Source organism: Cutibacterium namnetense (genome assembly GCF_001642025.1).
GTDB lineage: Bacteria > Actinomycetota > Actinomycetes > Propionibacteriales > Propionibacteriaceae > Cutibacterium > Cutibacterium namnetense.
Genome location: NZ_LWHO01000008.1, coordinates 94,837 through 116,911, shown reverse-complemented (window position 1 = coordinate 116,911; position 22,075 = coordinate 94,837). Strand labels below are relative to the sequence as shown.

General features: G+C 62.2%; 19 protein-coding genes. 8 read left to right on the top strand and 11 right to left on the bottom strand.

Features of this window, described 5'->3' with window-relative positions; all coding sequences use genetic code 11:
• Positions 1-115: 115 nt before the first annotated feature.
• Complete coding sequence (locus tag A5483_RS08685) at positions 116-733, bottom strand: superoxide dismutase (RefSeq protein WP_063811594.1); 618 nt, start codon at positions 731-733, stop codon at positions 116-118.
• A 789-nt stretch (positions 734-1,522) separates the two neighbouring features.
• Here A5483_RS08685 and A5483_RS08680 point away from each other — a divergent pair.
• From A5483_RS08680 to fabG, 3 genes are all read left to right on the top strand, one after another.
• Entirely contained in the window at positions 1,523-2,266 is a 744-nt protein-coding gene (locus tag A5483_RS08680) for an ABC transporter ATP-binding protein (protein WP_042843102.1), read from the top strand.
• The gene (locus A5483_RS08675; protein WP_063811592.1) at positions 2,248-3,861 is read left to right on the top strand and encodes a hypothetical protein; all 1,614 of its coding nucleotides are present in this window, start codon (positions 2,248-2,250) and stop codon (positions 3,859-3,861) included. Before A5483_RS08680 ends, A5483_RS08675 begins: the two co-directional genes overlap by 19 nt.
• A 94-nt stretch (positions 3,862-3,955) precedes the next feature.
• Positions 3,956-4,717, top strand: coding sequence for a 3-oxoacyl-ACP reductase FabG (gene fabG, locus A5483_RS08670; RefSeq protein ID WP_002549873.1), 762 nt, complete (start codon positions 3,956-3,958; stop codon positions 4,715-4,717).
• Position 4,718: 1 nt separating this feature from the next.
• On the opposite strand, the gene A5483_RS08665 is transcribed toward fabG, so the two are convergent.
• The 6 genes from A5483_RS08665 to trmB all read right to left on the bottom strand — a co-directional run bounded on the left by A5483_RS08665 (position 4,719) and on the right by trmB (position 10,641).
• Positions 4,719-5,531, bottom strand: a complete 813-nt coding sequence (locus A5483_RS08665; RefSeq protein ID WP_063811590.1) for an ECF transporter S component — start codon at positions 5,529-5,531, stop codon at positions 4,719-4,721.
• A complete protein-coding gene (locus A5483_RS08660) occupies positions 5,528-7,183 on the bottom strand; it encodes an ABC transporter ATP-binding protein (RefSeq protein WP_063811588.1) in 1,656 nt (551 codons plus the stop codon). Before A5483_RS08660 ends, A5483_RS08665 begins: the two co-directional genes overlap by 4 nt.
• Positions 7,180-8,442 carry a CbiQ family ECF transporter T component gene (locus A5483_RS08655; protein WP_193790467.1) on the bottom strand — a complete coding sequence of 421 codons (1,263 nt, stop codon included), beginning with the start codon at positions 8,440-8,442 and terminating at the stop codon, positions 7,180-7,182. The genes A5483_RS08660 and A5483_RS08655 overlap by 4 nt, the downstream gene beginning before the upstream one ends.
• Positions 8,443-8,516: 74 nt before the next feature.
• Positions 8,517-9,137, bottom strand: a complete 621-nt coding sequence (locus A5483_RS08650) for a class I SAM-dependent methyltransferase (RefSeq protein ID WP_063811586.1) — start codon at positions 9,135-9,137, stop codon at positions 8,517-8,519.
• Positions 9,134-9,973, bottom strand: a complete 840-nt coding sequence (truA, locus tag A5483_RS08645; protein ID WP_063811584.1) for a tRNA pseudouridine(38-40) synthase TruA — start codon at positions 9,971-9,973, stop codon at positions 9,134-9,136. The genes A5483_RS08650 and truA overlap by 4 nt, the downstream gene beginning before the upstream one ends.
• Positions 9,970-10,641, bottom strand: a complete 672-nt coding sequence (gene trmB / locus A5483_RS08640; protein WP_042843105.1) for a tRNA (guanosine(46)-N7)-methyltransferase TrmB — start codon at positions 10,639-10,641, stop codon at positions 9,970-9,972. The genes truA and trmB overlap by 4 nt, the downstream gene beginning before the upstream one ends.
• Positions 10,642-11,090: 449 nt before the next feature.
• On the opposite strand from trmB, the gene A5483_RS08630 reads away from it, so the two are divergent.
• On the top strand, positions 11,091-11,384 hold the full coding sequence (locus A5483_RS08630) for a DUF1540 domain-containing protein (RefSeq protein ID WP_082864032.1): 294 nt from the start codon (positions 11,091-11,093) through the stop codon (positions 11,382-11,384).
• 131 nt (positions 11,385-11,515) lie between these two features.
• Here A5483_RS08630 and A5483_RS08625 read toward each other — a convergent pair whose 3' ends face one another.
• Positions 11,516-12,421, bottom strand: a complete 906-nt coding sequence (locus A5483_RS08625; RefSeq protein WP_002549904.1) for a hypothetical protein — start codon at positions 12,419-12,421, stop codon at positions 11,516-11,518.
• 152 nt (positions 12,422-12,573) lie between these two features.
• On the opposite strand from A5483_RS08625, the gene A5483_RS12635 reads away from it, so the two are divergent.
• The 4 genes from A5483_RS12635 to glmM all read left to right on the top strand — a co-directional run bounded on the left by A5483_RS12635 (position 12,574) and on the right by glmM (position 18,556).
• Positions 12,574-15,798, top strand: a complete 3,225-nt coding sequence (locus tag A5483_RS12635; protein ID WP_063811580.1) for an endo-beta-N-acetylglucosaminidase — start codon at positions 12,574-12,576, stop codon at positions 15,796-15,798.
• 264 nt (positions 15,799-16,062) lie between these two features.
• On the top strand, positions 16,063-16,506 hold the full coding sequence (gene rplM / locus A5483_RS08615; protein WP_003866468.1) for a 50S ribosomal protein L13: 444 nt from the start codon (positions 16,063-16,065) through the stop codon (positions 16,504-16,506).
• Positions 16,507-16,528: 22 nt separating this feature from the next.
• On the top strand, positions 16,529-17,050 hold the full coding sequence (rpsI, locus tag A5483_RS08610; protein WP_002549886.1) for a 30S ribosomal protein S9: 522 nt from the start codon (positions 16,529-16,531) through the stop codon (positions 17,048-17,050).
• Between the two features lie 153 nt (positions 17,051-17,203).
• Positions 17,204-18,556 carry a phosphoglucosamine mutase gene (gene glmM / locus A5483_RS08605; RefSeq protein WP_003866451.1) on the top strand — a complete coding sequence of 451 codons (1,353 nt, stop codon included), beginning with the start codon at positions 17,204-17,206 and terminating at the stop codon, positions 18,554-18,556.
• 103 nt (positions 18,557-18,659) lie between these two features.
• Here glmM and coaA read toward each other — a convergent pair whose 3' ends face one another.
• From coaA to A5483_RS08590, 3 genes are all read right to left on the bottom strand, one after another.
• Positions 18,660-19,643, bottom strand: a complete 984-nt coding sequence (gene coaA / locus A5483_RS08600; RefSeq protein ID WP_002549930.1) for a type I pantothenate kinase — start codon at positions 19,641-19,643, stop codon at positions 18,660-18,662.
• A 135-nt stretch (positions 19,644-19,778) separates the two neighbouring features.
• Complete coding sequence (locus A5483_RS08595) at positions 19,779-20,792, bottom strand: esterase/lipase family protein (protein WP_063811579.1); 1,014 nt, start codon at positions 20,790-20,792, stop codon at positions 19,779-19,781.
• A gap of 128 nt (positions 20,793-20,920) precedes the next feature.
• Positions 20,921-21,940, bottom strand: coding sequence for an esterase/lipase family protein (locus A5483_RS08590; RefSeq protein WP_063811577.1), 1,020 nt, complete (start codon positions 21,938-21,940; stop codon positions 20,921-20,923).
• Positions 21,941-22,075 lie beyond the last annotated feature (135 nt).

Genomic DNA, 22,075 nt, shown 5'->3' with positions numbered 1-22,075 from the left:
TGCCGTCGGGCATGGCTCGTGGGACATGTCGATCCGGTCTGGGCAGATCATTGGCCGCGTCCGGGCGTGGACGCGGCCAATGACGGTGAAGGATGTGTCGGTTCAGGTCTACAGATCAGAACAGATCGGTGATGGAACGAGCCTTGGTGAACCTCTGTTCGGCGTCAGCCCAGTTGACGACGTTCCACCAAGCGCTGACGTAATCGGCTTTCATGTTCTGGTACTGCAGGTAGTAGGCGTGCTCCCACATATCGAGCTGGACGATCGGGATCTGGGTCGACGGCAGATTGCCCTGGTGGTCGAACAGCTGCATGGTGTTGAGGCGCTGCCCCATTACATCCCACACGAGCATGCCCCAGCCGGAGCCCTGGACGCCCTTGGCCGTCTCCTCAAACTGCTTCTTGAAGCTGCCGAAGGAGCCGAAGAACTCGTCGATGGCGGCGGCGAGCTCGTTGCCTTCCGGACGCTCGCCTCCGTTGGGGGACATGTTCTTCCAGAACACGGAGTGATTGATGTGGCCACCGAGGTTAAAGGCCAGGTCCTTCTCAAGCTTGTTGATGGCTCCGAAGTCGCCCTTCTCGCGGGCTTCAGCCAGCTTGTCTAGGGCGGTGTTAGCACCCTGAACGTAGGTGTTGTGGTGCTTGTCATGGTGTAGTTCCATGATCTTCCCACAGATGTGGGGCTCCAGTGCGCCGTAGTCGTAGTCGAGATCGGGAAGGGTGTAAACAGCCATTCTTCCTCCTGTGGAGCGAGATACGTCACGACGTCCGTCATGACGTGGCCCCTGGCAGGGCCGCTTGCTTGTTCGATACAACAACGAACTTGTCTCCATCATTCCCGCGATTGCGAGATTTTTCACGTGCTGTCGACGAATTGTCTGGTCTGGCCGCGATCCTTGGGGCGTGGGCTCGGGGCGTGTTCGCACGATCGCCAACGGGTAAGGGTGATGGCGGCGATGGCGGCCGTGCTACGTTTTCGATAAATCCTCGAAGGTCGCGTTGATTCGGGGTGGACGATTTGCTTACGCTGACCTCTTATTTCTTGAATAGTGCACTACGGGCTGATGTGTACGGGTATTGATGAGGATTCAATATCCTCTTGAATTCCTCCCCTCTTATCGTAACTGATGCTGTGATGTCGGCAATGATCCGATGATTCTGGGAGGTGGCTACCTTAGGTTCGCCTTCCTGTGTCTCTCGCGGCAGCAGTGCTCGTCGCATCGGCATTAACATGACTAATGGCAGCGTTGCTGAAAGCGCTTTGACGGCAAACTGTGAGGCTGTGTAATGTGGGGTGCTATGTATTGTCGGGTGTTCTGGTCGTCCAGGATTAAATAAGCTGTATCGAGTTTAGGGGGATTGGCCTGAATCGGTATAGATTTTTCTGAAGGCGACTTGTAAGCTTGACCTTTTGAGATGACGTGATGAGTACTATGAGTGATGACGCCACCGAATTCCGGGCCATTCCGCAGACAGCCGCTCCCGTTCCTGCGCAGACCCGGTCACCGGGACAACCTGCGGTCATGATCGAGGGGCTGACCAAACGGTTTGGGGCCAAGGTCGCCGTTGACAACCTCACGATGTGGGTTCCGCGGGGATCGATGTTCGGGTTCGTCGGCCCCAACGGCGCCGGTAAAACGACGACTTTGTCAATGGTCACCGGGCTGTTGCGTCCCGACGCCGGCCGGGTGGAGGTACTTGGCCATGACGTCTGGGCCGATCCGGCTGCGGCTAAGGCTCAGATGGGCGTCCTGCCTGACGGAATGAAGACCTTCGACCGTCTTTCCGGGCGAGAGCTGCTCCGCTTTTGTGGGATACTGCACCGTCTCGACGAGGCCACTGTCAATGAACGCGTCGACGGGCTCCTAGATGCTCTTGGACTGACGGAATCTGCGGACACTCTGGTCTGCGACTACTCCGCCGGTATGACCAAGAAAATCGGTTTGGCCTGCGCCATCGTTGCCGATCCTGCCGTCCTCGTTCTCGACGAGCCCCTCGAGTCCGTCGATCCAGTATCGGGTCAAACGATTCGGTCTATTTTGCGCCGCTTCGTTGCCGGTGGCGGGACGGTCATCATCTCTAGCCATGTCATGGAGCTTGTCGAGTCCCTATGCGACTCGGTGGCCGTCATCGCGCAGGGGCACCTTCACGCGATCGGGACCCTCGACGAGGTCCGTCAGGGCAAGTCGCTGCAGGATAGGTTCGTCGAACTGGTCGGTGGGAACGCCAACACGGGGGAGGGGCTCACGTGGTTGCGCAGGTCCTAAAGCACCAGTGGAGCACCACCCTGGCTCCCCTTCGCAAAGGTGCTAAGCCGGCCGAGATCTTCGGACTCATCCTCCTGGTTCTCATGTCCTTGTTTCTCGGCGGAAACTACTTCGCCTATGTGCGGGCAGCCGGGCAACTCGGCATCGATGCGCGCGGTGCCAGCACCGCCGTGGCCGGGGCGTCGCTCATCGTCTTTTGGGTCATCGTGCCGGTGCTTTTCGGCGCTCAGCCTACCTACACAGATCCGTCGCGATACGCGGTCTTTTCGCGGCGGGCGGGGGAGCTCATGCCCGCTTTCGTTGTCGTCGGGCTGTTGGGCTGGGGAGGGATCGTCACTCTTGTGGCGTCGGTCTCACATATCTTCGCGTGGTCGAGTGCCGGGGCTGCCCCGATCGTGGCCGCTGTGCTTGGTGACTTGCTGGGATGGGCAGCTGCCCTGATCGCATCGAACCTCCTGCTGGCAGCGATGTCGATCGTGATGGCCAAGCGGCGGTTTCGTGAGGCCACGATGGTCCTTGTCGCGCTGTTGTGCTGCGGTCTTGGCGTTGGGATGCAGGTTGTGATGAAGGCCGACCCAGTCACCCACAGGATTCCGGTCAGCGCGGGGCGGATCGTCGGATGGACCCCGCTGGGCTGGGCATGGTCAATGCCGTGGGAGGCTGCCCGCGGTTCCTGGCTAGCTTTCGTTATTAAGCTCATCGTCAGTATCGCCGCGGTGGCCGTTATGGTGTGGGCGTGGCAGGCCATCGTCGCGCGTCGCCTCGTAGCCCCGGTCGGGGACGGCGCAAGCGCTGCGAAGGTGAAAGCGGCGAATCGGATCGACCGGATGATGTCGGCCACCCCGACGGGGGTGATTGCTGGACGCACCCTGAGGTACCTCAAGCGGGATCCCCGAATGGTGTCCCTGCTCCTCGACATTTTCCTCGTCCCGCTGCTGGCCGCTGTCCCGATGCTCGTCAATGGCGGGGACGAGGTGCGTAGCCCGCAGGCGGCTCTCATCGTCACCGCGATCCCGTTTGCCGTAATGCTCATTGCGACGCCGATGTACGTCGGGTCACTCATCAGCTACGACGGAACGGCGCTGTGGCACCACATCGAGGCGTCGGTCACGGGGGAAGAGGATCGACGCGGTCGCGCGATTGCTGTTCTCCTCGTCACGATGCCGGTCAGCCTGGTGCTGGCTGTCGTTATCACGGGGTGGTGCGGCCAGTGGGAGCTGCTGCCGGTGGTGATGACAGAGGCGTTAGGGGCTCTCCTGCTCTCGACCGGGATCGGCTCCTGGATGGGGGTCGTCAATCCAATGCGGGTTGCGGAGAACCGCAAGGGCAGCGGGTTTAACTCAGGATCGTCGGCCGGTGCCGGGTGCCTCGGGGGCCTTCTCGGTATGGTGGCAGGGATTCCTGTTGCGATCCCCATGATTGCCCTCGTGGTGCTGGTGGCGATGGAGGAAAATGCATGGTGGAGCATCCTGCTGGCTTTCGTTGGCGGGCTGGGATGGTCCTTCCTGGTGCTGCACTTCGGGATCGTAGTAGGCGGACGACGTCTCGACCGCACCTGGGACAAGGTGCTGACGAAGATCACCCCGGTGGGGTGACGTGCCCGGTCGGGGACACCGATTCGCGGTGTTTCCACGCCAGCTTGCTACCATACGTGTGTCTCCTGCGATCAACGATGTTGGAGGAGTGACAATGACTGGACTGCTTGCTGGTCGTACCGCGCTGGTGAGCGGTGGGACCGCTGGAATCGGTCGCGGAATCGCGGAGGTACTCACATTCCACGGTGCCCGTGTCGCCGTGACCGGTGTGACCGAGGAAAGGTGTGCGCAGGCGCGCGCCGATGGACTCGATGTTTACCAACTCGACGTGCGGGACAAGAAAGCCTGCATCCGTGTGGTGAATGATGTTGCTGCCGAGTTTGGTGGCCTGTCCGTGCTCGTTGCTAACGCTGGTGTGTATCCCCAAGTTCGTCTCGCCGATCTTGGCGATGACCAAATTGACTTCATCTTTGACGTGAATGTCAAGGGCATGGTGCATATGGTGCAAGCGGCCACGCCAGCCCTGAGTGAGTCTGGTCGCGGACGCATCGTGGTTACATCGTCGATTACCGGCAACATCACCGGTTATCCAGGATGGTCGCACTACGGTGCCACCAAGGCGGCACAGATGGGATTCATCCGCTCGGCCGCGATGGAGCTGGCGGGCGACAAGATCACCATCAATGCAGTGATGCCGGGCAACGTCGTAACCCCAGGTCTGGAAGCGCTCGGCGATGACTACCTCGCTGAGATGGCGAAGGCCGTGCCGCTGGGGATGCTTGGTGAGGCCAAGGATATCGGTGAAGCGGTGGCGTACCTCGCGTCGGATGGGGCGCGCTATGTGACCGGTCAGTCCATCGTGGTGGATGGCGGGCAGATCCTGCCCGAGGGGCCAGACGCACTGGCGGAAATGTAGGTTAGCTTTCGTCGGGGCTGGTATGGACTGCATCCGGCATGAACTGGGCACGTCGGGAGGCCCGCCGTAGTACTCGGAGGACCGGGCCTCCTAACAGCGCCAGGCAAACCACGTTGGTGAGTGCACGTCCCAGATTCCATCCCATGGACGTCGCCAAGTTGAACAACACGAAATGCCACAGGTTCGTCAGTGGGGACGCGTGCGGGTCGAAGGACAGCTGGGTGCTGGTGCCGAGGTTAAAGGGCCAGAAAGCGAAGTCCATCAACCATCCGTAGAGGAAGGCTGAGACGAATCCCCAACCACACAGCCAGGCGATCTCGGCTCTTCCCCGCGCGCGGGGGAGCAGCCCCGCTCCCAACCCGACGAACCCAGAGGCGATCATCTGGTAGGGCAGCCACGGCCCGAAACCTGCGGTGAGTAGGGCGGATGCGAACATTGTGGTGGTGCCGAGGACGAAACCGAAGGCTGCACCGAACACTCGTGCCCCGGTAATCATGAGGATGAAGACGAAGGAAATCCCCGCCAGCGACGGGCTGAGGGTACGTAGTGCTGCCCCGCACGCGGTGAGGACACCGATCATGGCGAGGGCCTTGACGTCGATCCCGTCCGAACTGAGTTGGGAGACCACCACCGCCAACACCACGGGCAGGATCGCGGCGAAGAGAAATGGGGTGCGCGTCTCATAGTCGGCGGCGCTTCCCGGATTGAGGAAGAGCGGCCAGCAGAAGGCCAGCAGCCCCATAACGGCGGTGGCGATGAGCAGCACCCGAGATGTCGCTGAGGTGCGGACGGCGACGTGCTGCCTACTGCTCATCGGTGGCTTCCTGCCGGGATGCTCACAAGCCTCTCGACGTCGGCAATCGTCATGACGTCGGCCGGATGAAAGACCTTGGCGATTTGTGGACTGAACCCAGGCGAGGAGGTGCACACTGAGCGCGTGGATCCGTCGGCAACTACTTGGCCGGTGGCCATGACGATGGTGCGATCTGTCGTTGTTGCGGCGAATTCCACGTCATGGGTGGCCAGTAGCACCGCTGCTGGTTCCCCGGTAGCGCCGGCGGCAATATCCCGGACGATTCGTGTGAGCTCGTTCTTCATGGCGTAGTCGAGACCGCGGGTCGGCTCGTCGAGGAGAAGAACGTCGGGGTGGCTGGACAGCTGAATTGCCAGGACGAGGGCCAGTCGCTGGCCTTCTGACATGTCCCGGGGATTGCGATCTTCCGGCAGTTCTACCTTGAGACGGGACAAGATAGCCCGCGTGGTGCCCTCAGGCACTTCGGACTCCTTGTCAGCCTGGGCACACTCCTGCGCGACGGTCGGTAAGTAGAGCAGGTCGGAGGCTGACTGCGGGACGAGGCTCACCATCTGTCGGGCGGTAGCGGCGTCGGCCTTGCGGGGGTCGGCCCAGGAACCGTCGTGGTTAACCAGCACTGTGCCTGAGGACTTCGTCGCCCCCTGGATCGCCCACATCAGGGACGACTTACCTGATCCATTTCGCCCCATGAGGCAGGTGATGGTGCCACGGTCCACGGTGATCGTCATGGCGTCGACGGCGCGGACTTGGCCGTAATTGACTCCAAGAGTTTCCAAACGCAGTACCTCGGTGCCGCCGCCTCGCCAGGTCATCGCCTCGGAGGGACGCGGAGCACGTGGGAGGTCCGGATGCGGACCGACCCGACGACGAGCTTCACGCACTGATAGCGGGACAGCCGACCATCCCATGGTGCGACTCAGGGCAACCAATGGCGGGACGACATCGGCGCGAGCTAACACGTCCTCGGGACGTCCCTGGACCACCGAACCATCACCGGGTAGCCACCAGACGGCGTCGGCGGCATGCATAACGCGTTCTAGGCGATGCTCGGCGAGGACCACGGTTAAGCCGACGTCATGGACCAGTGTGGTAATAGAGGCAAGTACGTCCTGGGCTGCTGTGGGATCGAGGGCGCTGGTCGGTTCGTCGAGCACAAGGATGCGAGGTTGGGCGGCCAGAACGGCGGCGATGGCTACCCGCTGTTGTTGGCCGCCAGACAGGCTCAGTAAGGCTCTGTGACGCAGATCGGCGATCCCCATGAGGTCCAGGGTTTCTTCGACTCTCTTGCGCATCACGGACGGCGAGATCCCCAGCTGCTCCATGCCGTAGGCGATCTCGTCCTCCACGGTGTCGGTAACGAACCCGGCGACCGGGTTCTGCCCGACCACACCGACGACGTCGGCTAGTTCCCGGGGGCGGTGGGTGCGGGTGTCGCGCCCGGCGACTGTCACAGTGCCGTCGAGGCGCCCGCCAGTGAAGTGCGGGACGATCCCGTTGAGAGTCCCCAGCAGGGTCGATTTGCCGGTGCCAGTGCGCCCGGCGACTAGGGTCAGGTCCCCTTCCTTGACGGTGAGGTCAATATTCCTGAAGATCGGAGTCGAGGCCCCCGGGTGGGTTATCGACACGTTCGACACGGTGATGACATCGCTCATGACTGGGGTACCTCATCTTTTCGGGGTGTCCACGACGCGGCCTGCTCTGGGTCAGCCTGGGTAGATCTTTGGGGTGCAGGGGTGAAAATCCCAGGTAAAGCGGCCGTTATCGCGAGGAGGAGCATCGCCGGTTCCAGCGGTGGCCAAAGCACTGGCGAGGTGGAGACGGTGATGGCCTTGGGGCTGGTTCGAGACAGCCAGATCATGGCGACTACCACGGCTGCTCCGCACAGGCATGACGCCGTCGCCTGCCAGGTCCATGGGTCAGGGCGGTACCGACTCACCTGGAGGCGTCGTCCCGAGATCCGTAGCCCGATGACCGAGCCGATGATCCCGGCGATAATGAGCACGATGCCGATGTGCTGACCCATCCGGTCGGCCAGGAACCACGAACATAGGCTGCCGGGGGCGCAGGTTGACGGATTGGCGGCGAAGGCCCCGGTCGGGTTGGCGAGCACGCCGTAGCATCCGAGGGTCAGCGCCATCACAGACACTACGAGCAGAACGCTGGTTCCAGGGCGGACGCGACGGTTGTCACGGGTGCGCCCGTATCCACGAGACTCCATCCCACGGGCTAGGGACATCGACATCTCCACTGAGTCCTCCAGCACTGGGACGAGCACGGCCGCCAGGGTGCCAATCCCTGTTCTGGTGTCTCCGCGCAGGCGTCGGGCTCGTCGGACCCGCTGTGCCGAGGCGATGAGTTGGGGAAACACCGATAGCGCGATGACGACGGCCACCGAAATGTCATGTAGTGCCGCCGGCACGGATTTAAGGACGCGTCTGGGGTTGGCCAAGGAGTTTGCGGCACCAAAGCAGGCCAGCATTCCGGCTAGTCGGAGGGCGTCGTAACTGGTGGCGGCTAGCCCCTCAGCAGTTACCGGCCCGCCGAGGCGAATCCCGGCCGCCCAGTCGGGCAGGGACACTTCGGGAAGACGGAAGAGCACCGTCCCTCTGCCGTTACCACCCATAAGAATCTGAAAGAACACGCGAATGATGAGGACTGTGAGGGCCATACCGGCATAGACCCCTGCGGACTGGGCCCACGGCTCGTCAGTGCGCCGCAAAGCAACGACGAGGGCGACGGCTCCGGTGATGAGGACGACGAGAAGCGGATTATTGGTGAGGCTGATGGCGATACCGCAGCCTGCCGCCCAGGCCCACCACGACCACGGGTGGACGGTCCTGGTATTGTCTGGGGCGCTCGCTACCGCAATCTCGACGACCGGGTCGGGCGTCCTCGTCACCAATCTGGACACGGTTCAGCGCCGGTTCCAGGCGTCGTGAGGTACGGCTTGGCTTTCCATTGGCACCATTTCAGTTTATGACCAGGTCAGGCGTCGACGTCGATGACCCGGAACCCTTTCGCGGAAGCGATCCGGGCCGCATTGAACCCCTGCTCACACAGCCAGCGGGTGAGAGAATCTGCGCCGAGGTTTTTCCCAACGACGAGGTGAGCGACCCCCTCGTCGCTTAGACGCGTCAGCCACGTAGTCAAGATCTCGTGTAGGACCGCCTTGCCCACCCGGATCGGCGGGTTTGACCAGATCTCGTCGAAACGGAGGTCAGGGTCGACCTCCTCTGGGCGACAGGCGTGGACGCGCCCGCCGACCCCGAGGGCTTTGGCGTTGCGGGTCGTCAAGTCGATGGCTAGGTCGTTGACGTCGACGGCGATGACCTGGGATCCAGGGCAGGCCCGGGCCAGCGCACAGGCGATCGGGCCGTACCCGCAGCCGAGGTCGAGGAACGTGCCGTCGGACGGTGGCGGGGTCACCGATCTCATGAGGACAGCGGTTCCGGGATCGAGCCGAGCCCCCGAGAACACCCCACCGGCCGTCGTCATCGGCATGGAATCATCCCGGATATTTACGGTGATAGTGCGGGTCTTGACCGGCCCTTCTGGGGTGGTGAAGTAATGCGTGGGCGAGTGGTCGTCGCGGCTGGATTGGCTCATCGGTCCTCCCAACAGGGTTCGCAGATGTCGTCGTGGCTTCGACGGGAACGGGCCTGGGCGGCGCGCTCGGCAAGGTTCTCGTCGGTGGGGTAGCCGACCTCCTCGAGGGTGAGTCCGCAGGCCGGCATGACGAGCACCGATGATGCCCGCGAGGTGGAGGCGGCGACCTCGTCGAGCCAGTCTTGGCCGCGCCGCCCTGAGGCGACTGCGGTGAGAGCCCCAACGAGGGATCTCACCATGGAGTGGCAAAACGCGTCGGCGCGGACGGTCACCTCGATGGTGCCGCACGGGTTGTCGAGCCGTTCAGCGTGGCAGTCGAGGAGGGTACGGATTGTTGTGGCACCCTCGCGGTGTTTGCAGAAGGCGGCGAAGTCGCGCAGCCCGAGAAGGGAGGTGCCGGCGGTGTTGAGGCGGTTGAGGTCGAGGTGTCCCCGCACGGGTGCCACATGGAAGCGCGTCACCGGGTCAGGGCGGGAGGACTCGTCCCACAGGCGGTAAACGTAGCGACGCCACAGCGCCGAGAACCGGGCGTCGAACGTGCTGGGAACGGGGCGTACTGATTTGACGACGACGTCAGGGTCAAGGGCCCGGGAGAGCCGACGCAGCATCGCCGAGGTGTCGACGTTGTCGGGGAGGTCGACATGGGCCACCTGGCCGCGGGCATGAACGCCAGCGTCAGTTCGCCCGGCCACCGTCAGCGGGGTGGGTTCGTCAATCCGCAACACCCGAGGGATCCATGTCTCTAGCTCGCCTTGGACGGTGCGACGGTCGGGCTGTGCGGCCCATCCGGAGAAATTCGCCCCATCGTAGGCAATGTCTAGGCGCCAGCGGGTCATGGCTGCTCCACGCGACGCCAGGTGAGGTCATGGACGGTCCGTCCGGCCGTCAACCCCTTGTTCTCGTAGCGGGTCACCGGACGTTCGGACCAGCGCGGGCTAAATCCGTCCGGCCCGGCGTCGATCGGCTCGAGTAATGGCTCGGCCGAGAGCACCTCGAGCATCCAGTGGGCGTAGTCATCCCAGTCGGTTGCTAGACGCCACAGACCGCCCGGACGCAGCCGCGACGTCACCAGCCGGGCCGTGTCGGGGTTGACGATGCGACGCTTGTGGTGACGCTTCTTGTGCCATGGGTCAGCGAAGAAGGTCCACAGTTCATCGAGGTCGTCGGGTCCGAAGAGGTGCTCCAGCCCTGCTGTGGCGTCAGCCATGATGATCCGGGCGTTGCTTGCACCAGCGTTCTCGAGTTTGTTCAGGGTCGTCGCGATGGAGGGTAGATAGACCTCGAAACCAATGAAGTCTCGCTCGGGATGGGCGGCCGCCAGCGTTGCCAGCACGTCGCCAGATCCGATGCCGATTTCCACGGTGAGCGGGGCGGTGCGACCGAATATCGCGGGGAGATCCAGACGGGACCCGGGTGCGACCGAAGTACTGGTGGCGTCGCGGGGGACGTCGATCAGGTATGTGCTGGCCAAGGTGTTCATGGCCCGTTGTTGGGAGACGTTCATCCGGGGGGATCGGCGCACGAAGGAGACGACGCCGCGCCGGACCCGGTCACCCGAGCGATGTGCCCCGGCTGACACTTCGACCCCCAGCCCCGGCTGGTGGCGGCGGTCCTGGGCGGGGGAGGCGTCGGCGGGCTGGGACGGATCGGGGGGAGCGGAGTCGGGTCGCACGGGCTCGAATGATAGTCGATGGCTCTGAGTGACGCTGTGGGTTCGCTGGACGAGGTGATGGAACAGCAATCCCCCTCAGGAGTTGGTGAACATGAATGTTTTGGAATTGGTGGCATTGTGGAAAGTGAGGTCGGAAAGAGCGTGGGAAAGAAGAGATCGATCTTCTCTGATTCCAGGCGGCATTCCTTGCTGGCAAGGGATCTGAGATCAGCCTAGCCTTGCTTGCGGGTGGTATTTCCAGTGCTTATCGTTGAAAACGTCAGGCACGCGGTGGTCATTTTATGAAAGGTCTCGACATGCCTACCGCAACTCCCGTTGTTTCTTGTTCCGTTACCGATTGCGCTTTTAACGACTCCGGCTGCACCGCCTTCGCGATGACCGTCGGTGGGGCTTCTGGGCTACCCACTTGCGCAACTGTTACCCATCTCGATGCTCGCGCCGGGCTGTCTTCGGCCAATGGTCGCGTTGGCGCGTGCCAGCGCATGGAGTGCGTTCACAATGACAAGCTCATGTGCACTGCCCAGGAGGTCGCAGTTAGCGATACCGCGACCTGCACCGCTTACGAGACTCGCTGAGTCGCGTACAGGCATCTGCTGTTTCTGCACGGATAGCCATCAGGTATCGCCTCCGGCGCAACTGACCGCCGTGGTTCAGGCGTGGGCCCCCTCGGGGGAGAGAGGGCCCACGCTACCTCGGGATCCGGTTGTCAGACACGCGTAGGGCGTACCGGATCCGAGCTCAGGGGGAGCCGGGCCACAGCGGCCTTCAGCTCGGTAAGGGACGTGGCGTCCTGCTCTAGGGGTATGAACATCGCACCCGTTTGGTCAGGGTTGACGTACATGAGGGTCAGCCCGGTGCGATCGATGTCAGCGCAGAATACCCGGCCCACGGTATGCGGGCACGCGTGGTGAGTCGCGCGAGACCAGCAGCTGCAGCCGAGCACAGTTTTCTTGCGTACCCCGTCGCACAGCTGCGAGAGGTGGAGGTTGCCGAGTGAGGCGACGATGTCCAGGGCGGAGAGCTCGTCCTCGGCAGATGGGAAAACTTCGTCGGCGGGAATGTCGTTAATGAGGGCAGGGATGTCGATCTCGGTGCTGCCCATGGCGTCGTGAAGGATTGCGCGATGCGGGGCGATGACCCCGATGAGTGCGTCGTCGAATCCAGCGATGATCGACACCTCGCTCGGCAGCACGTCCGTGGCCAACAGGTGGTCGATCTGGTCGGGAGTCAACCAGGTGACTGTTGCGAGCACATGGAGGGAGGCTGCCAGGAGGCGGATGGCCGGTTCCGGGGCATCCTTAGAGATTTCCAGACGAACATCGGTGGGCAGTCCAGCCGGGACTTGGCACAGGGCCTGGGTGGGGTGGGAGCGCAGGGCGACGAGGAAACGTCCTGACGCCGTGATGCCGTGGGCTTGGAGATCGCAGGTCCACTCCTCGGGGCTTTCATGAGCGGAGATCATGCTGTGGGCCACCATTGTTGCCATACCGGCACCGCTAAGGATGCGGCGAGCCAAGGAGGAGCAGCGCTGCGACAAGGTTGATGCGATTCGATCCGTGTCCTTCTGGGCGCCGGAGTTGTCGGAGGTGTCACCGTGTCGTGGAGCAGTCATTGTCACATCCTTTAGCCTTAGGTGAGCCTAATCTAACACATGACTCGATATGGTGGCGGGGCGGCCGTCGAATCCGGGGGCTTGGACTGTCTTCCGCGGTGAGCTAAAGCGATTTACTATTGAGCGGTACTTTCATCGTAGAAAGGAACACCGTGAAACGAGCGCTCATCGCCGGGGTCGCTGCCCTGGTGGGGCTCGCGGCCCTAACATCCCCTGCTGTCGCCGATGACTCCGTCGCACCCGTGGGAGCTCATGCCCTGGCACCGGCCCAACCTCGCAACGCTGGGCATCGACTTCAAGACATCCGAACATGGCGCCCTCAGACCGATCCTTACGCCCGGTACCTGCGCGCCGAGGTGCCCCTGCAACCCCGTATCGCTGGCGACCCGTCCACCCAGATCCGACCGGAACTAGATGCCAAGGCTCAGGTCATGCTCATGCAAGGCGATTATGGAAACTCCTTCTTCGGGAATTTCCGTGCCAATGACGGGTTCGCCCACAACGTCCTCAACTTTTGGCAGTATGCCGATTACTGGAGCCCTTGGCATGGGTCAGCGACCGCATGGACCCCACAGTCGCTCTACGACCCCGCCACCAGTGACTGGCGGACGCGCAACTTCGAGTTCGGCGTCGTGGACATCCCTCATCCCGCATACACCAATGCCGCCCATCGCAACGGTGTCAAGTCCATCGCGACAATATACTTTGACCCGGCTTTCCGTCCTGGGCTGACCTTTAAAGAAGCCTTCGATAAAGATCCCAAATCCCAGGGGTATGTCATCGCCGAAAAATTGGTCGAGATGGCCAAGTGCTTCGGATACGACGGGTATTTCCTCAATGAAGAGGAAGGCAGTCTTCAAGACGCGAGGTTCAAGCCGTTCATGAGCTATCTCACGTCGAAAGGGCTCTACACCCAGTGGTACACGAACTCTCCAGGTACGTGGTCCTCGGCCAAGGCTGGGCTGCTAGACCACGGCAGGATCATGAACTCAGTGTTCCTCAACTACAGCTGGCCGGGGACTCAGGCTCAGTCGATCGAAGCGGCCAAGGCCGAAGGGTATGACCCATACCAGTCCTTATTCTTCGGGGTCGAGGCGAACCAAGCGGGGTTCAATGGCAAGCATCGGACCGCGACCGAACTGCCGAACCTGTACAAGTCGAGGCGGAATCACAGCCCCAAAGCCTCCGTTGCCCTTTTTACCCCTAGCGACATGTACCAACGAGGACTGGCCGATGCGGTCAAGCCCAAGGACGCGCACAAGGACGTGCCACTGTTCCAGCAGGACCCCTACCAGTGGATGGTGGCTGAGCGTGAGCGGATGTACTTCTCAGGAGTGACGTCAAACCCGAAGGACACCGGCTCCCATCCTGGCCATTCCCGTCCGGACGTCGGCGTGGCAGACTCGTCTTCCTGGGTAGGAGTCGCCGACTTCACCCCGGCCCGCTCGGTCATCGGCGGGAAGCACTTCTACACTGACTTCAATACCGGGCACGGCATGAAGTGGTATTCGGCGGGCGACGTCTCGGCTGATGCATCGTGGACCGACATGGACGCTCAGTCGATCCTGCCAAGCTGGCAGTGGTGGATCGACACCGATGGGACACGCCCCTCGGTTGACTTTGACTATGGTTCCTCAGAGCGGCGCAAGGACGTTCATGGTGCTCCGGTCAGGCTGCCGTACCGTCAGGTCGGGGCCTGGCGCGGCGGGTCTTCCCTCGTCGTCCACGGGACGATGAGCAGACCGACGACGTTGCGGCTGTTCAAAACCCGGTTGGCCATGACAGCCGACACGAGCATGCCCATCACCTTCCGCAAGAGCTCGAAGGACCACGGCACCATGCGGGCCGCCCTCGTTTTCGCTGACGATCCCGGTCGCGTCGTCACGGTTGACGTACCCGGCAGCGATGTTAAAGGTGGCTGGCGTACCGCTACGCTCCACCTGGGCCGGTTTGCAGGCCGGACGCTGACCACCCTCGGATTGCAGTTCGAAGCTGCCTCCGACTACCAGATGAATGTCGGTGCCATCTCGGTGCGTGACGGTTCGAGGGCACCTGCGGCGCCGCGCAAAGTGCATCTTGACACGGTGTACGACGACGGGCAGGCCGTCCTATCCTGGCAAGCCGCGCCGTTCGACGAGGTCGCTGAGTATGTCGTCGAGTCGATGGGTCCGAACGGCAGGATCGTCCATCTGGCCTCCGGCTACACCGATCTCGCCTATCTCAAGGCAGTGCCGGGGACGACCGGGAAGGTCACCTTCAGGGTGCGTGCGGTGGGCCATGACGGTCAGATGTCAGCCCCCTCGACGGTGAGCTACGACTACTCCGCCCAGCCTCGCCACATTAAGGTGGCCGAGGCTGCGACGGCGTCGAAGCTGCTCACTGATGCTGCCAGGCCGGGAATGCTCGATGTCACGTGGGACGCCGCGGGTGCGAGGGCGTCGATATGTCGGGTCGACGTCCACCTCGTTGACATCGCGAAGGGCGACATCGACAACCAGCCCTACGGCCTTGACGTGCCCTGCGCTGCGGGGCACGCCGCGGTGCCGGTTCCGGTGCGCGAGGGGCATCCCTACGACCTCACGGTGACGACCGGTCATGGGCTGGGGCTGAGCTACCGTGGTCGCACTCATGACTCGTGGGCCGCGCCGGTGACCCTCGATGACATTGTCGTGGAGAAGAAGCGGTCAGGATTCCACATGAGGAATCTCACTTCACCCGACTGGTACGGCCTCCAGATCACGTGGAAGGGGACGGGCGGCACTGCCAGGAAACTCACGACGATTCGTCGCGGCGGATCGGTGCGTGGGGGATGGGGCGCTGGCCCGACGACTGACGACCCGTCTGCTTTCCATTCCTTTCCCTCGTCTCAGGGAACCCTTGTTATGACGGTGACCGACTATGCCGGCAACACGACCACCCAGCGTTTCGCGGTCAAGAATAACGATCTGGTGCGTCCTGCCACCGCTCCCCGATTCACCGTGGTCGGGCTCCAGCGGCAACGGGTGATGGTCTCAGACCCGATCACTCCGGTAAGGATCTCGGTGTCCAGCCAGCAGCCGGTGTCCTGGCGACTTCGCGGTGCATTGCCTGCCGGGCTGCGCTGGACCAACGACATGTCAGCGAACGGACTGACCTCCTTGGCCGCCACCCTCTCGGGATCGCCGAGATCGGTGGGCAACCATCGGATTGTGGTGGAGGCGAGCGACCTGTTTGGCAACACGGTGACACGAAGTGTCATGGTGGAAGTGGGCCGCGGTGGAGTCCCGGATGGTCCCGGTGGATCACCCGGACCATCTGCTTGCGCGAGTGGTAGTCCCGCCGTTGTGCCCGGGCCCGGATCAGCTCGGCCGGTGAGGATGCCTCTCAGTGGGCGCTGACCGGGGAAGAGCCGGCCAGGGGCCGATTACCGTTCGGCAATTCGCTCTTTGTCTGGTGAGTGTGTAAAATGCTCACGTTGCCCTCGAGCAAACGGGAGTTGACCGCCGCGGTCGCTCCGTCTGTCCGACACAGCGATGTCGTGATGCGGTTCCGGTCTCCGGCGTGTCACGCCGTTGAGTGAAGGAATCGCCCGCAGAGCACCACCATGTTGCAAGATCCCTGTGCGTGACTTCACGCATGGGACCGAGTTCGAGAAGGTACCTGTGACCACCTATAGCCCCAAAGCCGGCGAGGTGCAGCGCAACTGGTACGTCATTGACGCCGAGGACATCGTTCTGGGTCGTCTGGCTACCACCGTTGCCAACCTCCTGCGCGGCAAGCACAAGCCGCAGTACGCCCCCCACATCGACACCGGTGACTTCGTCGTCGTCGTCAACGCCTCCAAGATTGCGCTGACTGGCAAGAAGGCCACTGACTCGCTGCGTTACGACCACTCCGGGCGCCCGGGTGGCCTACGCGTCACCAGCATCGGCGAGATGCTTGAAAAGGACCCGCGTCGCGCCGTGGAGCGCGCGGTGTGGGGCATGATGCCCAAGAACAAGCTGTCGCGTCAGCAGCTCAAGAAGCTGAAGGTGTACGGCGGCCCTGAGCATCCGCACGCTGCGCAGAACCCGCAGCCTTACGAGATCACCCAGATCGCCCAGTGATCGCCCACGAAGGATTGTGACAGTGACTGACACCCCAACCGAGAACCTCGAGAACACCGAGGTCACCCCGTTCACCGAGGGCGACCGTGAGATCGCCTACCGCACCGATTCCAACCCGACCGTGGCCGCTGGTGAGTCCAAGCGCCCCGCCATGATTGCCGCCGGTGCCGCCACCGGCCGTCGCAAGGAAGCTATCGCCCGCGTCCGCATCATTCCCGGCTCCGGCCAGTGGAAGATCAACGGTCGAACCCTGGACGAGTACTTCCCGAATAAGGTCCACCAGCAGATCGTGACCGACCCCTTCGCTACTGCTGGTGTCGAGGGCGCCTACGACGTCATCGCCCGCATCGGTGGCGGCGGCGTCACCGGTCAGGCTGGTGCGCTGCGTCTGGGCATTGCCCGCGCCCTGAACAATGTTGACGCCGAGGCCTCGCGCCCGGCCCTCAAGAAGGCCGGCATGCTGACCCGTGACGCCCGCGTCAAGGAGCGCAAGAAGGCTGGACTCAAGAAGGCCCGTAAGGCTCCGCAGTACTCGAAGCGTTGATCTGTTTCCCAGAAACTCGGGGCGGCTCTCCTGCGATGGAGGGCCGCCCCGAGTTTTATTTATGGAGGCTAGCGGTCCTACAAGCAGCCGGAATCCTGTTCCACAGCGGGTGTTCTGCCCGGCTGATACAGGTGGTGGGTACAGTGGGTCCTCGTGGCACGACTATTTGGAACTGACGGAGTGCGCGGTGTGGCTAACCAGGACCTCACCGCCGAGTTGGCCCTCGACCTTTCGGTCGCGGCTGCCCACGTTCTGGGTGAGGCGGGTGCTTTCGGGCACCGCCAGCCCACCGCGCTGGTAGCACGCGATCCTCGCGCATCTGGCGAGTTCCTCGAGGCCGCTGTCTGCGCTGGGCTGGCTAGCGCTGGTGTCGACGTGTTGCGCGTCGGCGTGATCCCGACCCCTGCGGCGGCCTACCTCGTCAATGAGTACCGCACTGATTTAGGCGTCATGCTCTCGGCATCTCACAACCCCATGCCTGACAACGGCATCAAGTTCTTCTCCCGCGGTGGTGTGAAACTTCCCGACGACCTTGAGGACGCCATCGAGCAGCGTATGGGTGAGCCGTGGGCTCGCCCTATTGGCGACAAGGTCGGTCGCATCCGCTACACCCCGCAGGCCGTCGACACCTACGTCGATCACTTGGTGCGCTCGCTGCGCCAGCAGGACACCCTCAAGGGGATGAAGATCGTCTTAGACACCGCCAATGGTGCCTCCTTCCACACGGCAACGGCTGCCTTCGCCGCCCAGGGGGCCGAGGTCGTCGCGATCCATGACCAGCCGGATGGCCTTAATATCAATGAGCGGTGTGGCTCTACTCACCCGGAGAAGCTGCAGGCCAAGGTCGTCGAGGTCGGAGCTGACATGGGATTGGCCTTCGACGGCGACGCTGACCGTTGTCTGGCTGTCGACCATGAGGGCAATATCGTCGATGGGGATCACATCATCGCGATTCTCGCGTTGGCCCTGCAGGAGGACCACCGTCTAGCCTCCAACACCGTAGTCGCGACGATCATGAGCAACCTTGGCCTTATCATCGCGATGCGCCAGCATGACATTCACGTCGATCAGACCAAGGTTGGTGACCGTTACGTCCTTGAGTCGATGAACGCTAATGGGTTCTCGCTGGGTGGGGAGCAGTCCGGGCACGTCATTATGAGTGAATTCGCAACCACTGGTGACGGTGTTCTCACCGGTTTGCACCTGGCTGCCCGCGTCGCCCGTACTGGCAAGACCCTTAAGGAACTGGCCTCGGTGATGACCCGTCTGCCGCAGGCCCTCATTAATGTGCGTGGCGTCGATAAGTTGCGAGCTGGTATCGATCCAGACGTTAACAAGGCGGTTGCCGACGCTAATCAGAAGCTCGGTGACACGGGTCGAGTGGTGCTGCGTCCGTCGGGTACTGAGCCAGTCGTGCGGGTCATGGTCGAAGCCGGTAGCCAGGACGAGGCTGATCAGATGTGCTCCGAGCTGGCCGACATCGTTAAGACCAGTCTGGCGTTGTGAGCGTCAGAGAGATTTTTCGTCGCCGTCCCGACGCAGACCTATCCGGGTCAGACGTCGGGGCGGCGGGATGACTGAGGGATAGGCCCGGCGAGACGGGACTGACTCAGACCTTCCTGATCCACACATTGCGGACCTCGTGGTCGGGGCCCTTATGCAAGATCGCGGTAGCCCGACCGCGGGTGGGCAGCACGTTCTGCACTAGGTTTGGGCCGTTGATAGTGTCCCAGATCTCCTTAGCGATGGCGATGGCCTCATCGTCGGGCATTCGTGCGTACTCGCCAAAGAAAGAGCGAGGATCAGTGAACGCGGTTTGCCGCAGGGTGAGGAACCGGTTGATGTACCACCGAATGATGTCGGCTTCCTCGGCATCAACGTATACCGAGAAATCGAAGAAGTCGCTCAGAGCCAGTCCCATCGTCCCGTCACTGTGCCGTCGGGGCGGTTGCAGAACGTTAAGCCCCTCAATGATGAGGATGTCGGGCTGGCGGACGACGAGCTGTTGGCCCGCAACGATGTCGTAGGTGACGTGAGAGTACACCGGGGCGGTGACCTCAGGCATCCCGGATTTGACGTCGACGACGAATTTCAGCAGGGCTTTGCGGTCGTAGGATTCGGGGAATCCCTTGCGTGAAAGCAGTCCGCGTTCTTCGAGTACCTGGTTGGGGTAAAGGAATCCGTCGGTCGTCACGAGGTCCACGACGGGCCGGCGCGGGGAACATCCCAACAGTTCGCGCAGCAGACGCGCCACGGTTGACTTGCCAACTGCCACAGACCCGGCGATCCCAATGACAAAAGGGGTGCGTTTCATGCCGTGGCGGGTGAGTTGTAGAAAGTTATTGGAGGCGTCGAACAGGGCGCCAGTGTGCATGCAGTACAGGTGGATGAGTTGAGTCAGGGGGCGGTACACCTCGACAACGTCGCGGTGGCTGGTGGGATCGCCGAGACCACGGATGCGGTCCAGGGTGGCTTCGTCGACATCGATCTCTGTCGAGTCCGAAAGCGCAGCCCATGATTCTCGAGACAGTTCGATAAACGGCCCCGGCTCGGTGTTGTCGTCGTCGACGGGGGTGGTGGGGGTCAGGTTCATCGGGCGCCTCCGAATGGTTGATCGTAGTGACTGTACTTCACTGCGCTGCGACGTTGGGAGCGTGGGTTAGACATGATGGGCACGTTTTCGAGTAGCCCTGCGAAAAACGTGCCCATCGGGTGTCTTGTTTGCGATCTACCTGGGCATGAATGGGCGGAACGTGCAGGTAACCGGGGTGGCCCGCTCGGGATCCAAGGCGTTGAGGACAACCTGGAGGGTCATCGGGTCATAGGGGATATTCGTGTGGGCGCTGAGGTCCAAAGGGCAGACGTCTTGGATGACAATGTTCTTGGCCCCGGGCTCATTGATGAAGGTGCTGTTCCACGGAAATACTCGGTTGTCGTACCGGGTGGCGATGACGGTGTACTTAATACCGGGGACGGTCATTCCATCCGCGTTGAGTTCCTTGAGGAATGTGGAGCCCCGCAACTGTTGGGGCAGGGATCCCAGGTTTCGAAACTGTGCGGCAGCATTGAGGACAGTGCTGAGTGGATTTCCACTATCGTTGACGAGCTTCTCCAGGCCGAGGAGGCTTGTTCCTGTGTTGGAAGGAACTAAACCAACCAGATGATGGACCTTCTTCGCTCCTCCGTAATATTTGATGTACGCGCGCGGCAGGGGTCCGCCGCCTTGTGAATGGCCGATGAGGTCGACCTTCTGAGCGCCGGTCGCCTTGAGTACCTTATCGACGAAGTGGGCCATGAAGGCTGCGGTCGAGTAGATGTTGCCGCTGGTCTGTGCAGCTTCCACCAGCGGATGTGTTTCTGGGTTGTAGTTGAACGTGTAGGCGCAGAATCCGGCTGCTTTGAGGCGGGGTCCGTAGTACGACCACGTGATGAAGGCGTCTTCGGAGGTGCCCGGGATGAGCACGACAGGGTGGGTGCCCTTCCTTGGCTTGCAGGTGAAGTCGTTGGTGCCCGGAACCTTGGCACCGGGGTGCTTTTCCGCAAACCTGATTGCAGAGGTCCAACTGGGCATGCTTGGCCCCTCGATACTGGAGGGGATTCCGTCGGGGCTGTGAGGTGCGCTAACCCCGCCTGGATGGTCGGGGGTGATGTCGGCAGGTGGACTGGCGAAGGCGGTGGTCGTTGTGCTCATGGCAATCGCCACCGTGGCAAAGAGGGTCGTGAGTAACCAGTTTTTCTTCATGGATCTCCTTAGGATGTATCCGCAGTTGTTGGTCACTGCGCCGGCAGGGGGGTGATGCTGGCCTCACGACGAAGTGTGGGGCCCTCGATATGAAGGCCCCACAGTCGGGATGGGGCGGTATCAGATGATTAGCCGATGAACGGCTGGAATACGCATGTCACTGGTTGTGCGTGATCGGGGTCCAGAGCATTGACGGCCATCTGGTAGACGTTCTCGTCGTAGGTGAAGTTGACGTGGCTGGCGTGATCGTCGCTGCAAGTGTTCTGGACGAGGATGTTCTTGACACCCGGCTCGTTCAAGAAGGCGTTGGTGAATGGCACCACGATGTCGTCGTAGCGGCCTTCGATGACCGTGTACTTGATGCCGGGGCGGGTCACCGGGCCGTTGCCGTAGAGCTCCTTGTTGAAGTTGGAGGAGCCGAGTTGCTGCTCATAGCTGGCGATGCTGGCCTTGGCGAAGGTGGCCTCGATCTTTTTGTGCTGTGCCTCGGAGACAGACTCGTTGAGGAACTTTGAGACAGCCCGGGGTCCCACGCCGTGGTTCGACGGGGCAAGGGCGATGAGCTTGCCGACTTTCTTGTCTCCGCCGAGCTTGGTGATGTAGTAGTTCGGCAACGGGCCGCCGCCCTGGGACCATCCGATAAGGTCGACCTTTTTGGATCCGGTGGCCTTGAGGACACGGTCGACGAAGCCGGACACAGCCTTCGCAGACACGCGGATGTCACCGGTGTAGGCGAAGTTCGGCAGCATCTTCAGACCGTTGAAGTTGGGGGAGAAGACGCAGTAGCCGAGTTTGGTGAGCTTCGGGGCGTACATCGACCACGATGCGTAGGCGTCGGAGTTGGTGCCGGGAAGCAGGACGACGGGGTTGTGTCCTTCGCTCGGCTTGCAGCTGAAGTTGTTGGCTCCCTGCGGGTTAGTGCCAGGGTGGACCAAGGCGTACACAGAAGCAGGGTAGGTGAATAGCTTCGTCGGGCCGTCGCCGGCAGATGGAATGCCATCCGGGCTGCCGGGCATCGTGATTTCTGGTGGAACTGACGTGTCGCTGTCAGCGGCGTGTGCGGGGGTGGCTGAGAAGGTCGCGAAGGCGGTGGCCACGACGGTCGTCAGCGAGGTCAAGGCCGCAGCAATCCTCTTTGATCTGTTCATGTTTTCTCCATATCTTGCGTTGATGCAGGATGCGGGTTTGACGCTATGAATCAACGGGGTCACGAGAGGCGTCAGGCGGCGAATTGGGGCAGATGTGCAATCGGGCGTGTTGGATGATGTTCAAACGTTCAGGCG